General features: G+C 58.0%; 11 protein-coding genes. 9 read left to right on the top strand and 2 right to left on the bottom strand.

The window, feature by feature from the left end:
- Window positions 1-160: 160 nt before the first annotated feature.
- The 4 genes from BJI67_RS02440 (at window position 161) to BJI67_RS02425 (ending at window position 3,748) form a co-directional block, all read left to right on the top strand.
- Complete coding sequence (locus BJI67_RS02440) at window positions 161-412, top strand: helix-turn-helix domain-containing protein (protein WP_070071674.1); 252 nt, start codon at window positions 161-163, stop codon at window positions 410-412.
- Window positions 412-1,728, top strand: coding sequence for a type II toxin-antitoxin system HipA family toxin (locus tag BJI67_RS02435; protein WP_070071673.1), 1,317 nt, complete (start codon window positions 412-414; stop codon window positions 1,726-1,728). The genes BJI67_RS02440 and BJI67_RS02435 overlap by 1 nt, the downstream gene beginning before the upstream one ends.
- Window positions 1,729-2,103: 375 nt before the next feature.
- On the top strand, window positions 2,104-2,790 hold the full coding sequence (locus BJI67_RS02430) for a hypothetical protein (protein WP_070071672.1): 687 nt from the start codon (window positions 2,104-2,106) through the stop codon (window positions 2,788-2,790).
- 25 nt (window positions 2,791-2,815) lie between these two features.
- A complete protein-coding gene (locus tag BJI67_RS02425) occupies window positions 2,816-3,748 on the top strand; it encodes a hypothetical protein (RefSeq protein WP_156782001.1) in 933 nt (310 codons plus the stop codon).
- A 41-nt stretch (window positions 3,749-3,789) separates the two neighbouring features.
- On the opposite strand, the gene BJI67_RS02420 is transcribed toward BJI67_RS02425, so the two are convergent.
- Window positions 3,790-5,145, bottom strand: a complete 1,356-nt coding sequence (locus tag BJI67_RS02420) for a Glu/Leu/Phe/Val family dehydrogenase (protein WP_070071670.1) — start codon at window positions 5,143-5,145, stop codon at window positions 3,790-3,792.
- 282 nt (window positions 5,146-5,427) lie between these two features.
- Between BJI67_RS02420 and BJI67_RS02415 the strand changes: the two genes are divergently transcribed.
- The 3 genes from BJI67_RS02415 to BJI67_RS02405 all read left to right on the top strand — a co-directional run bounded on the left by BJI67_RS02415 (window position 5,428) and on the right by BJI67_RS02405 (window position 10,222).
- On the top strand, window positions 5,428-6,096 hold the full coding sequence (locus tag BJI67_RS02415) for a hypothetical protein (RefSeq protein ID WP_070071669.1): 669 nt from the start codon (window positions 5,428-5,430) through the stop codon (window positions 6,094-6,096).
- 621 nt (window positions 6,097-6,717) lie between these two features.
- Window positions 6,718-8,148 carry an IS66 family transposase gene (gene tnpC, locus BJI67_RS02410; RefSeq protein ID WP_070071668.1) on the top strand — a complete coding sequence of 477 codons (1,431 nt, stop codon included), beginning with the start codon at window positions 6,718-6,720 and terminating at the stop codon, window positions 8,146-8,148.
- Window positions 8,149-8,398: 250 nt separating this feature from the next.
- Entirely contained in the window at window positions 8,399-10,222 is a 1,824-nt protein-coding gene (locus BJI67_RS02405; RefSeq protein ID WP_070071667.1) for a PAS domain S-box protein, read from the top strand.
- A 246-nt stretch (window positions 10,223-10,468) separates the two neighbouring features.
- On the opposite strand, the gene BJI67_RS02400 is transcribed toward BJI67_RS02405, so the two are convergent.
- Complete coding sequence (locus tag BJI67_RS02400; RefSeq protein ID WP_070071666.1) at window positions 10,469-11,188, bottom strand: helix-turn-helix transcriptional regulator; 720 nt, start codon at window positions 11,186-11,188, stop codon at window positions 10,469-10,471.
- A gap of 164 nt (window positions 11,189-11,352) precedes the next feature.
- On the opposite strand from BJI67_RS02400, the gene BJI67_RS02395 reads away from it, so the two are divergent.
- Window positions 11,353-11,721, top strand: a complete 369-nt coding sequence (locus BJI67_RS02395; protein WP_070071665.1) for a VOC family protein — start codon at window positions 11,353-11,355, stop codon at window positions 11,719-11,721.
- Between the two features lie 72 nt (window positions 11,722-11,793).
- On the top strand, window positions 11,794-13,173 hold the full coding sequence (locus tag BJI67_RS02390; RefSeq protein WP_197513250.1) for an MFS transporter: 1,380 nt from the start codon (window positions 11,794-11,796) through the stop codon (window positions 13,171-13,173).
- Window positions 13,174-13,247: the final 74 nt, after the last annotated feature.

The raw sequence follows: 13,247 nt of genomic DNA, 5'->3' as shown, positions 1-13,247 counted from the left end.
ACCATATATACGAATTATCTTGCTTGGCGCATAAAGTTCGCGTATGCGCTAAATCCGATATTGCCAAATTATCGGATTTAGCGCATAATGGCGCAGTGTGAAAAGCTTGAACTCGCCATGGCGCTAGAGCCACTCAACTGCTGACTACTCATACACGACCATGAATGACCTTGCCCGCACACCAAGACAGATTGGCAACTTAATCCGACGTACGCGTAAAAAGCGCGGCCTAGCGCAGACTCGGCTCGGCCAACTTGCTGGCCTGCGCCAGGAGACGATCTCACTGATCGAAACTGGTAACCCGGCAACCAAACTGGAGACAATCCTTGCCGTGCTCGCTGCACTCGACTTGGAATTCAGGATTGGCGCACGCACTAAGAGTGACGCCGCCGATATCGAGGATATTTTCTGATGGCGCGTCGGTCTACTCATGCGCCGCTACGCGTACTTCTGAACAACCACCTTGTCGGCCATCTCAGCAAAACACCTGACGGCGCGATTAGATTTAACTACGACCAAAGCTGGCTCGACTGGGAAAAAGCGCTTCCGGTATCGCTGTCTTTGCCTCTACGCGAGGATGCCTATCGGGGGAAGCCGGTAATCGCCGTGTTCGACAATTTGCTACCGGATGCGGATGCGTTGCGCCGACGCATCGCTGAGAAGGTTGGCGCTGCTGGCACAGATGCTTACAGCATGCTGGCAGCAATCGGTCGTGACTGCGTCGGCGCCCTACAATTCATCGTCGACAACGACAACGATGGTGGTGTCGATGGTGTCTCTGCCATTTCTGGGGAACAGGTAGACGATAGCGCAATCGAAAATCTACTCAAAGGCCTGGCTCAAGCCCCTCTTGGGCTCGACCGCGACGATACGTTCCGCATCTCGGTCTCCGGCGCTCAGGAGAAGACAGCTCTGCTGATGCACAAGGGTCAATGGCTTAAGCCTCACGGCACCACTCCGACCACACATATTCTCAAGAAACAGATCGGGAGACTGCCAAACGGAGTTGATCTGTCGAACAGCGTTGAGAATGAGTTTTACTGCCTGAAACTGATTGAGGCATTTGACCTCCAGGTCAACAGAGCGGAAATGCGGAACTTTGGAGAGACAAAAGCGCTCGTGATTGAACGATTCGACCGCCGGTGGACAAGTGACGGTCGTTTGCTCCGCCTGCCGCAGGAAGATTTCTGCCAGGCATTGTCGGTCCCGCCGACTCGCAAATATCAGAGTGAGGGCGGCCCAGGGCTGGCAGACGTAATCAAACTACTAGAGGGAAGCGATTATCCAACGAAGGACCAAATCACAGTCTTCAAGGCGCAAATCCTATTCTGGCTGATCGGTGCCACGGACGGCCACGCCAAAAATTTCAGCATCTTCCTTGGTCGGGGTGGCAGCTTTCGTTTGACCCCTATTTACGATGTGCTCACTGCCCAACCAAGCCTGATATCCCGGCAGATCGAGATCAAGCAGATGCGTCTTGCCATGGCTTTAGGTACCCGCAATCACTACAAAATCAAAGAAATCCAGTACCGCCATTTTTTGCAATCCGGCGATATGGCGGGTTTGTCGAAAAAGATTGTTCAAGATGTTATCGAAGAGATCATTGTTAGCGCCAAAACGGCGTTGGAAAAAGTCGAAAACGAATTATCGGAAGATTTCCCCGAGGAAATCCACTCCGTCATAAAAGACACGGTCAAGGCGCGTCTACGCGTTTTGACTGCTCAGTAGTCTTGAGTGCCACGATATTAAAATGGACGATAAAACCGTTACCCACAAGAGTTTTCTGTAAAGGCGCGTCGCACACAAGGGCCGGGGGGAGCACAACAACTAAGCCAAACTTTAAACTAATGTATCAAACCCACTCTCTCATCCCATCTGCCGATCCTTTGTCTGACTTGCCCCATTTGTCGTCTTCTCAACCCTCCCAAACGCATACCGAAACCCGCGCCTTCATTCCAAGTGAATGACAAATAAACCGTTTCTTCTACCACACGCCCCACCAGCCTTCTGGTCATGATTTTGCTTCCTTGTTGTAAGCACGAGGCATGGTCATCGGCTCATGCCTTCTCGACGACTTTCATCCAATCACTTCGGGCAGGCACCATGAGCAGTCAACACACCGCGCCTTCGTATCTACGCTACGTCGACCGACTAGAGATGGCGGTCCTCAGCCGGCATGAGGCGGTTCAGCGGGTTTTCGGCAGCGAGCTGTTTGCGTTGACGTCTTTGATGGGGCCGCTCAGCGACGGGCCCGCGTGGCCATCGGATGCGTCCTGGGTGGTGCTTGAGCACGGCGATTGCTCGTGCATCGTTTCGGATGGCCTGTCCGACCCCTGGGTCGAACGCAACCGACCCGATACGGGGCTTGGCCTGGAGGTGTTTGTCGAATCACCGGATGCTCCCTTCTCGCCCGACGATCCGATGGCGATTTCGGATACCTGGATGTTTCCGATGACCGCCGAGGTGAGCCACACCCTGGCCGCCTATCCGCGCCTGTGTCGGAAGCTGCTCGACGGGGAGGTGCTGTCGTACCGTTTCAATATCGAACACATCAAGGACGGTCGCGGGCTGGTGGGAGCGCTGCTCCATGTTCCCGAATCGCTGGCCGAAGGGCTCGTTACGGATATGGGAAAGGTGAGCCTGGTGGCGGCGACCCTGCTGACGACCGAGGAACTGCGCTGGCTTAGAGGTCGCGGCGAGGACGGTCGAAACGAACTGCTGGCCATGCTGAACGATGCGGGCGTCGGCAGCCAGTCGAGGCCCGATCGCCCGTCGGTGGTTGAAGTCTGATGCCCCTCGCAACAGGGTGTCGCTGATGGCCGGTCCGCCGAAAATGCGCCTGCCTTATGCACCAGCCGCATCGTTACGACTGGTGCCCAACGACTCAGGCACTGCGCAGAGTGCCGGGTCGGCGCAGGAATCCGACGCGCAAGAGGAGAGCTTGTATCGCGGTATCGCCTATGCCCCGGAGCAGTGGCGATCATGGACGGAAACATCGAAGCTCGGGCCGGACGCGCTGATTGCAGGTTTCAGCATGAGCCTCGATGGCGGGCAGCCTTTTCCGCCACAGGCAGATTTGCCGGCCTATATCTGGGACCGTCAGGGAGAGTTGTCGCTGACCGAGAACGAATGCCAGTTGCTCGACTGCAGCTTGGAAAATCTGACCATCGAACAGGCGTTAGACGGCAAGCTGCTGACGATCACACCGAAATTCACCCTGAACTACCATACCCGGGCCTACGCCGCGCAGTTGGGTGAAATCCGCCTGGTCAGTTCCCACCGTTTCGTCGCCGATGCCGAAGGCAAGCCATACCCGTTGCTGGATACCGAGGATGCGGGCGACCCGGTGCTCTATCTGGAAGACCCGGAGGACACATCCGTCATTCGCCAGATGATCCACTACCAGGGCCTTGGCCTCAAAAAGGATTACTGCTTCGACTATCACATTCGCCAGCCGCTGCTGCGACATTGGCCGATAGGGCCTGCCAAGGGCGTTGAAGTGCGGACCGTCACGGTGTTGGAGCAGTACACCAGTTATTTCATGCAGCGCGCGGTGACGTGTCTGCCGGGCACGGCATTATGGGTACCCGCCTACGCGCCCGTCAGTTGGGGGTGGAGTTTGCGTGTTGAATGGGAGCAGGACAACTGGGTGATCACCCGGCGCAAGCTGATGAACCCGGTGGTGGGCCATGACGGATGGCAACTACCCCACTGGCAGGGCAATACGCTCAATTACAGGGGAAATTGAGCGAATATTCTTCCTGCTCGTCGGCACGGAATATCCGCCGATCAGGGCCAGACGCCGCGTTCCATGGTCACCCTGGCCAAGCGTTCGATCGCAATCACCAGCGCCGCTGTGCGCAAGTCGATGGGAGTCGACTCTGCCCATTGCCCGGCATCGCCCTGGCTTGCTGGCTCCAGTTCCTGGGTGGAAAGGTTTTGCCAGCGATTGACGACCGCGTCGACAGCGTTTTGCATTTTCGCCTTGAGCTTGGCATTGACCTGCGCCAGTTCCCAGCGCTCGTTTTCGTTGTTCTGCACCCACTCGAAATAACTGACCAGCACGCCGCCGGCATTGGCCAGGATATCCGGCAAAACGCGGATGCCCCTGCCGTTCAATATCCTGTCCGCCGCCGGCGTGATCGGGCCGTTGGCCGCTTCGATGATGAACCTGGCCTTGATCCGACCGGCATTATCGATACGGATTTCGTTGCTCAGCGCGGCCAGGATCAGAATATCGCACGCGTGTTCCAGAAATGCGGAATTCGTCAGACTCTGCGTTCCGGGCAGACCGACCACGGTCCCGTGTTCGTTCTTGTAGGCGCAGGCGACATCCGGATCGATACCGTCGCTGCAGTAGACCCCGCCCTGGGTGTCGCTGATGCCGGTAATCAGTGCGCCAGCCTCCCTGAACGCGCGGGCGGCCACCGAACCCACGTTGCCGAATCCCTGGATATTGATTCGCACGCCTTCCAGGCGCGTGAGTTCAGGCAACAGATTGGTCGAGATCAAGCGCTGGGCGGCAAAAAACAACCCGCGCCCCGTCGCCTCCTGGCGCCCTTCCGAGCCTCCGATATCCAGAGGTTTTCCAGTCACCACCGGCAGGTTGTTCCGCCCCGGATGGAGTGTATCGTAGGTGTCGTAAATCCACGCCATCGTCTGCGCGTTGGTGTAAAGATCCGGCGCCGGGATGTCCGTGTAAGGCCCGATCGCGTCACCCAGTTCCGTGATGAAGCGTCGGGTGATATGGCGTATCTCGTTTTCGGTCAACTGCTTGGTGTCGCAGGCCACGCCTCCCTTCGCACCCCCAAACGGAATATCGATCAGGGCGCATTTCCAGGTCATCAGCGCAGCCAGGAAGCGAACCTCGTCGAGAGTCACATCGGGATGATAGCGAATGCCGCCCTTGCCGGGGCCGAGCGATCGGTTGTGAATCACCCGATACCCGTTGAAGACGCGCACGCTGCCATCCTCCATCTGAACCGGGAAGCTGACGCTGACGGCATGCCTGGGCGCATTCAGGAATTCGAAAAGATTTCTGGTCGACTCATCCAGATAGGCCATTGCCCGCGCCAGTCGCTGGCGGCTGACATGCGTCGGCTCGATATCTTCGGGTTCGCGCGCGAGATCGTTATCTGCAGTCATTTTGACCTTCGTTTCTGTTCGATTAAAAGCACTCTGTCAGAGGCGCTGGGTACTAAACACAATAATCATCACTGAAACACTCATTGGGGCTTGAAAGCCAGTAAGAAACTTGTGAGGATTGACCCTGGTTTAGAAAACGGGAGGCTTTGTTGTTCGACCCCCGCCTCGCGTTGGTTTTCTGATACCCCTATTGGCGATTTTCACAAACCGCCTCAGGTGGCTTGCCGTCCGATAAAACAGGATCATCCGTCACCATACGAATAAGGTCGGCAAAGAGCCCCCATGTCCCCGTTTGAAGTCATCATCCGTCACAGTGTCGATCTCGAGCGCATCTTGAGTCAGACCCTCGGCGCAAAGGGTTCCGACCTCCATGCCAAGCTGAACAGCCTACGCCCTTGTCTGCCCGCCGAACTGTCCGCGCAGATCGAATACCTGATCGTCGTGCGGGACCAGGCGGTCAATACCGCCGTCGTCCCGGACGATGCGGCCGGATACGAACGCATCTTCACGGGCGTCATACACTCCCTTGAGCGAATCGTCGGCCCCACGGGGCACGGCACGGCGATCAAGACGCCCAGTACGCCCGCCTCTCCGCATATTGAGCCCACATCCGCGCCCGCGTCTCCTGCCTGGCAACTCGCACAGCAGGACGTGGCCGAGGAACTGATGCTTAGCGCCCTGTTGAGCTACGGCGGGCACGAATCCCAGACGAACGTATCGGAAGAAGCGCTACCCTCGGTTGAAATCCGCGAGACGAACGACGCGACCGAAACGCCGACGCCGCTCAAGGAAATTTCGCTGGGCTCGCTACTGCTGCGGCCATCGGCTGATTCGCGCGACACAGCCCAGCCGTCCCCAGCCAAAGCAAGCGCCCCCCAGGACAAAACCGAGTCGTCGACCGCGCGCAAGGAAATTTCGCTCAGTTCCCTGCTGATACGTCCATCGGCTTAACTCGCAAACCGGCAAATCCCCCCTCAGGGAATGCCAATCTCTTGGCGATTTTGATCAAATTCTCGGCACACTGGAAAACCCATTCATTTGTCTTGCCGCCTTCCGGTTCGGAGCGGTAAAACAGCCGCATGTAGTCACGCCACGCGCGTATTTTCCACTCGGCGGATATCATCGATTTCGTAACGAAGCATCGAAAATCGTTCAAGCCCGCACCGACATCCGTAGTGTGCATTACGTGTGGGTACGAACAATGATGTGAGATTACCTCCATCGAATCCGAATCATGTTTCTCCCATAGCCCAACGCCCCACGTGTCCTCAGGCGCTTAAACACCGAGCAATACGGTAAGCAACACGCTTTGTAACTACTCAGTGAAAATAATTACAAAAAGTACTTGACAGGGTTTTTGGTAGTTTTTTTGAAAATATGGCGGCGCTGTAACGAGTGCGATTATTGGTCTCCGAAAGCGACAGAGGCGTAGTCTTCCTTGCGACATCACGCGAGGCACTGCCCCACCGTCAGTCAATTATTTTACGCCGCCAGATCGCCTTACAAACGAGAAAATTGGCACTTCAAAACCCGTGAGATAATAGCTTCATTACTTCTTTGGAGCAGTCTTGCGTGCGGATCGACGGCGTCGATATCGAGATCACCCTGGCACAGGTCAGGGCGCAACTGGAGCAGGAGAAAGACCTATCTCCGGCACTCCGCGCCAGTATCGAGATGATGCTCATGTTGTTCGTCGTGTTACTCAACCGTCTCGGGCTCAATAGCCGCAACAGCAGTCAGCCGCCGGCATCGGATCCCAATCGGCCACGCAGCCAGCGTGTGCGCTCAAGCCGACCTTCCGGTGGCCAGCCGGGGCACGTGGGCAAGACCTTGCGCCCGGTCGAGCATCCCGATGAGATCGAGGTCCTCAAGATCGATCGTCGTCGCTTGCCGAAAGGCTGCTATACCGAGGCGGGTTTCGAGACTCGCCAGGTTTTTGATATCGACATCAGCCGGATCGTGACCGAGTATCGGGCGCAGATCCTGGAGAATGAATCAGGCCAACGTTTTGTGGCTTCATTCCCGGAAGGGGTGGATAAGAAGGTGCAGTATGGTTCCGGCCTCAAGGCCCATGCCGTCTATCTGTCCCAATATCAGCTCTTGCCCTACAAGCGGATCCAGGATTACTTTGCCGATCAGTTGGGCATCCCTTTGAGCGATGGTTCACTGGTGAACTTCAATCGCGAGGCATTTACCCGCCTGGCGGCCTTTGAGGCGATCAGCAAAACGGCATTGGCCAAAGCCGTGTCCGCTCATGCCGACGAGACCGGGGTCAACATTGATGGCAAACGCCATTGGCTGCATGGTCTGTCCAATGCTGATTGGACGCATTATCAGGTCCACAGTAAGCGAGGCCAGGAGGCGATGGACGCGATCGGGATCCTGCCACGGTTCCGCGGTGTGCTGTGTCATGACCATTGGAAACCCTATTACCGTTATCGGGACTGCACCCATGCCCTGTGCAATGCCCACCACCTGCGCGAACTGGAACGAGCATTCGAGCAGGACGGACAACAATGGGCGGAAGCGATGGGCAAGCTGCTCAGAGAGATTCATCAGGCCGTCGAGAACGCTGGCGGCATCCTGCCGCTGACCGAGGCCAATGCTTACCGGCAGCGCTACCGAGATGTGCTCGAGGCGGGGCAACTGGAATGCCCTGAGCCGGAAAAACCACCCGACAACAAGCCTCGGGGGCGGATCAAGCGGAGCAAGGCCCGCAATCTGCTGGAGCGTCTGATGGCCTATGAAGACGATGTGCTGCGTTTCATGGTGGACGTCAATGTGCCGTTCACGAACAATCAGGCGGAGAACGATATCCGTATGACCAAAGTGCAGCAGAAGATCTCCGGCTGCTTCCGCAGCCTGGAGGGTGCCGCGATGTTTTGCCGCATACGGGGATATCTATCGACCTGCCGAAAGCAGGGGGTCACGGCTTCGGAGGCGTTGCGCCTAGTATTCGATCGCAAGCTACCGGCTTTTGCTCTGGCGATCTCTGAGAATTAGCTGAGTAGTTACCACGCTTTTAGTAATATCTCATTAATATTTGCCACGACGGGCATGCCCGCACCAAAACAGATCATCAATCACCAAGCCGGTGCGCGGCCACATCTCTCAACAAACCATCATCAGATGGTCACATAGCAAAGTGACGCATTTTTTTGGCATACAACTTGCATTGCTCATTAAAGGATTAAAGTCACCTCAAGTCTTCGCACGGCTTTACCCATTGGAAGTCTTACAAAGATACATACGAATGGGTTCTTACTCATCGCATCATCACTATAAAAAACAGAAGGACACGACATTGTTCGGTTATTTTGGATATATCAAAAACGCATCAGCCGACCGTCAGATTTTAGATCAAGCCAAAGATGCAGTAATCAGCATTGATGAACGCAACTGTGTGACCTATTACAACCAGTCCGCAGAGCGACTATGGGGTTACAAATGGGACGACGTGATCGGTAAGAATGTGAAAATCCTGGTGCCTGCTGAATTCCGCATACATCATGACGAATACATAGACGCTAACAGGCGCACCGGACAAGATAAAATTGTAGGCACCAGCCGAGAAGTCGAAATCGAACGCGCCGATGGGAATCGTGTTTGGGTGGCGCTTTCACTATCCAAAGTGCGCCTTGGCAAATCGATCACCTATACCGCCTTTTTGAAAGACATCACAACCGAACGCAATGCCAGAGAAAGGATTCAGCAGACACTGGAACAAGCACTGGATGCAGTCGTTAGCATCGACGAGCGCAATTGCGTGACCTATTTCAACGCTGCGGCCGAGCGTTTGTGGGGATATGACCGCAACGACGTGCTAGGCAAGAACGTCAAAATACTGGTTCCAACAGAAATCCAGTCGAGACACGACGAGTACGTCAACGCAAACCGACGCACAGGACATGACACGATCGTCGGCACCAGTCGTGAGGTCGAAATCGAACGCCGCGACGGCAGCAAGATATGGGCAGCGCTGTCACTATCGAAAATCAATCTCGGTGATTCAATCACCTATACCGCCTTTGTTAAAGACATCACCGCCGAGCGAAATGCCAGAGAACGCATGCAGCAAACTTTGGAACAAGCACTGGACGCGGTAGTCAGCATCGATGAGCAAAACTGCGTGACCTACTTCAACGCCGCTGCGGAACGGCTGTGGGGTTACGGTAGGGATGAAATCATTGGAAAAAATGTCATGTATCTGGTGCCCAGCGAATTTCGCGCTCACCACGACGATTATGTCAATATGAATCGGCGCACTGGGCAAGACAAAATCGTAGGCACCAGCCGCGAGGTTGAGATTGAACGTTATGACGGCAGCCGTGTATGGGCTGCGCTTTCTCTATCGAAAGTCAAAATCGGAAATTCAATCACGTATACGGCGTTCATCAAGGACATCACGGCTGAGCGTACAGCGAGAGAGCAACTCAATCAGACACTTGAGGAAAGTCTCAATGCCGTTGTCAGCATCGATGAACATAATTGCGTGACCTACTTCAACGCAGCCGCCGAACGTATGTGGGGCTACCAACGAAATGAAGTTCTGGGCCAGAACGTAAAACTTCTCGTGCCTGAGGATGTGCGTCTATCTCACGATCAATACATCGACGCCAATCGAAAGACCGGAGAAAACAAAATCATTGGTCACCGCCGCGAAATAGAGTTTCAACACAAGGAAGGACATCAGGTCCACGCAGCCTTAATGATCAACAAAATTCAGGTGGGTGATCGGATTTCATATATTGCCTATCTTGAAGACATTTCCGCTGTCCGCGCCGGGCGATTGGCAACTACCGCGGCAATGGAGGCAGTCAAAGGCTCCAGCAATCAGATAGGCCGCATAGTTTCGACCATCCAGGGCATCTCGGCGCAAACCAATCTGCTCGCACTCAATGCCGCTATCGAAGCCGCACGCGCTGGCGAAAGCGGTCGTGGTTTCGCCGTAGTCGCCGACGAGGTACGCACATTAGCCGGACATTCCGCAAATTCCGCCACTGAAATCAATGCGCTGGTTCAGCAAACCCAACAGCGGATAGATGAACTGGCTGAAACACTCAATAACAATGTATAGAGCAGATTAATTTACCCCTTGCTTCTGCACGCCAGTAAATAGGGATTACAAATAAACAGGCATCATCGTTGCAACAGCAGCCTGGTTTGCACGACTGAGAAACTCTTGTCGTTAACCTCGGTCTCTGCTTGAGCGCGGCATGTGATAATCCAATAACTGCATTTTTAGCGCACACGCACACCGTTTCATCATGGGACAGCCCTATACACGGAGCGTACCGATCAGCGTCGAATATTCGCTAGCAGATTAGCCTCCACTTCGTCTGCATGCCTCACCCCCCGGCGAACTCCGTTCGCGCGCGTGGGCAACGTAATCCTCGAAGCGGCGGCCGTACAGATCGGGAAACTGCGAGGGCAGCACGTGCAGCCCCTGAATGCGGTCGAGACGGAAGGTGCGGAAATCCCCGCGCAGCTCGCACCAGGCACCCAGCGTCCACTTCAGCCCCCAGAACGCCAGCCCCAGGGGCCACACGACCCGTTCCGTCGATTCGCCGCCGTCGCGCCGATAGGCGAGATGCACCATCAGTCGCCGGTCGATCGCGCGGCGCAATTCCGCCATCCCGGTCACCGTCTCCGGCGCGATGAAAAAGTCCGGCGCGAGCAGGGTTTCGCGGTCCCAGCGCCCGCGTAGATGATTCGGCAGCACCGCGTCGATCTTCGCCTGCACGCGATCCGCCGCCTTCGCGAGTTCGGGGTCGGCCCAGGCGCGCACCATGGCCGCCCCCAGGGCCAGCGCCTCCAGTTCATCGCCGTCGAACATCAGCGGCGGCACCTGATAGCCGGCGCGCATGCGGTAGCCCACGCCGGCCTCGCCGTCGATGGGCGCGCCTGCCGAGATCAGGTCGGCGACGTCGCGGTAGATCGTGCGCTCCGAAACCTCCAGTTCCTCCGCCATGCGGCGCGCGGTCACCACCCGCCCGCGGCCGAGCAGCAGGACGATCTTGAACAGTCGGTCGGCACGTCTCATGTCCCAAGCTTAGCCCACCCTCCTGACAAGAGTGTGTCAGGAGTGTCGCGCACACGCAGAAAATCACCCCATCTCCTGACAAAACGCTGGCAGCTTCGGGGGCTTAGGCTGGTTTTGCCGGCAACCGAGCCGGTAACCCGCAAGACACTCAGGAGGATTTGGAGATGAAACGCGTCATCAACTGGTTCGAGATACCCGCCGCCGATTTCGAGCGCGCCGTGCATTTTTACGAAGCCGTCATGCAGACCACGCTTCGCCGCGAGGAAATGGGGGCCGCCCGGTTCGGCATCTTCCCCTACGAGATGCCGGCCACCTCCGGCGCGGTCACACAGATGGCTGCCCTCAAGCCCGGCAGCGACGGCACGCTGATCTACCTCGACGCCACACCGGACGTCGACGCCGTGCTCGGACGCGTCGAAGCCGCGGGCGGCAGCGTGGTCTTGCAAAAGACCCTGGTCAGCGAAGACATCGGCTACATCGGCATCTTCATCGATTCGGAAGGCAACCGGGTCGGCGTGCACGCCCCCCGATAATGTTTCGCTCGCGGCTGCGGTGGACCGCCCCCCCCGCAGTCGTCCCTCTCACGCAGCGCATGCAGGTCTACCATGTCCAACGACAGCCTCTCAGCCATGAATACCTCGACGAATCGCACCGCGCCCGCGCGCGAAATCGCCATACTGACCGCGCTTTGCTGCGCCGTGCTCATCGTCCAGATCGACACCTCCGTCACGAACCTTGCGGTACAGCCCATCGGGCGCTATTTCCGCGTCCCGGTCGCCACCCTGCAGTGGGTGGTCGACGCCTACAACCTCGTCTACGCCGCCCTGCTGCTCAGCGGCGGCCTGCTAGCCGATCTGTTCGACCGTCGCCGGGTGTTCGTCGCCGGCGCAGCCGTGTTCGCCGTTGCCTCGGGGATCTGCGCGCTGGCACCCGGCATCGATACGCTGCTGGCGGGTCGCGTGCTGGCCGGCCTGGGGGCCGCATGCCTGATGCCGACTTCGCTCGCACTCATACGCGTGCTGTGGCCGGATGCCGAGCGACGGGCGCGGGTGCTCGGCATCTGGGCGGCCTGCAACGGGCTCGCCTTCGCCATCGGGCCGGTAACCGGCGGGCTGCTCATCGATGCCTTCGGCTGGCGCAGCGTGTTTGTCCTGGCTCTGCCGTTCGCGCTCCTGGCCGCCGCACTGGCTCTGGGTACGATCCCCGAGTCGGCACATCGCGAGGGTCGCCATTTCGACGTGGGCGGCCAGGTGTTCGGCGCCCTGAGCCTGGGCGCACTGGCGTTGGCCGGCATCGAGCTGCAGCGCGCGCCGATCCTGTCCGCCATGGCGCTGGCGATCGCGGCGATTGCGGGCACGCTGTTCGTGCGGGTCGAAAGCCGTCATGGCAATGACGCCATGGTGCCGTTGCCGTTATTTCGCCAGCCGGTCTTTCAGGGCGCGATGGCGGCCACGGCCATCATGACCTTCGGCATGTACGGCGCCGTGTTTCTGCTCCCGCTGACTTGGCAGGCCGCTGGTACGCTGGGGCCTGCCGGCGCCGGTTTCGCGCTGATGCCGATGGCGCTCGTGTTTGCCCTCAGCTCACCGTTTTCGGGACATCTCACGCGCAGGCTGGGGCTGGGCAGTGTAATCGGCGGCGGTTTGGGCATGATCGGGGTCGGCCTGCTCGTGGTCGCCGGCAGCGTCGCCGACGGTACGCTTGCGGCTTCGCAGGCAGGGCTGGTGCTGGCCGGTCTCGGCATGGGGCTGGCGACCGGACCGCTCATGGGCGCGGCCGTCGGCGCGGTCGAGCCACGCCACTCCGGCAGCGCGGCCGCCCTCGTCAACGTCGCGCGGATGGCTGGTGCCACCCTTGGCGTCGCCGTTCTGGGTACGCTCTACGCCGTGTTCCACCCCGACGTCCGCGGACTGACCCTCGCCATGTCGCTCGGCGGATCACTGCAGATCGCCGTGGCGCTCTGGGCCTGGCGGCGCATCCCCTGAGGCACGATCTGCGTGCGCGCTGCGTCAGCGCAAGAAGCGGATTGTGGCGCGCCGGCAGGCCCGTTATCGTGCAA

Origin of the sequence: Acidihalobacter aeolianus (assembly GCF_001753165.1) — a bacterium.
Classification (GTDB): domain Bacteria; phylum Pseudomonadota; class Gammaproteobacteria; order DSM-5130; family Acidihalobacteraceae; genus Acidihalobacter; species Acidihalobacter aeolianus.
This window is presented reverse-complemented; position numbering and strand designations above follow the sequence as displayed.

Bases quoted from the DNA above. Each gene is read 5' to 3' on its own strand.
- BJI67_RS02435 (WP_070071673.1), top strand. From the start codon at position 412: ATGGCGCGTCGGTCTACTCATGCGCCGCTACGCGTACTTCTGAACAAC.
- BJI67_RS02395 (WP_070071665.1), top strand. From the start codon at position 11,353: ATGAAACGCGTCATCAACTGGTTCGAGATACCCGCCGCCGATTTCGAG.
- BJI67_RS02420 (WP_070071670.1), bottom strand. From the start codon at position 5,145: ATGACTGCAGATAACGATCTCGCGCGCGAACCCGAAGATATCGAGCCG.
- BJI67_RS02405 (WP_070071667.1), top strand. From the start codon at position 8,399: ATGGGTTCTTACTCATCGCATCATCACTATAAAAAACAGAAGGACACG.
- BJI67_RS02425 (WP_156782001.1), top strand. From the start codon at position 2,816: ATGGCCGGTCCGCCGAAAATGCGCCTGCCTTATGCACCAGCCGCATCG.
- BJI67_RS02390 (WP_197513250.1), top strand. From the start codon at position 11,794: ATGTCCAACGACAGCCTCTCAGCCATGAATACCTCGACGAATCGCACC.
- BJI67_RS02415 (WP_070071669.1), top strand. From the start codon at position 5,428: ATGTCCCCGTTTGAAGTCATCATCCGTCACAGTGTCGATCTCGAGCGC.
- BJI67_RS02400 (WP_070071666.1), bottom strand. From the start codon at position 11,188: ATGAGACGTGCCGACCGACTGTTCAAGATCGTCCTGCTGCTCGGCCGC.
- BJI67_RS02430 (WP_070071672.1), top strand. From the start codon at position 2,104: ATGAGCAGTCAACACACCGCGCCTTCGTATCTACGCTACGTCGACCGA.
- BJI67_RS02440 (WP_070071674.1), top strand. From the start codon at position 161: ATGAATGACCTTGCCCGCACACCAAGACAGATTGGCAACTTAATCCGA.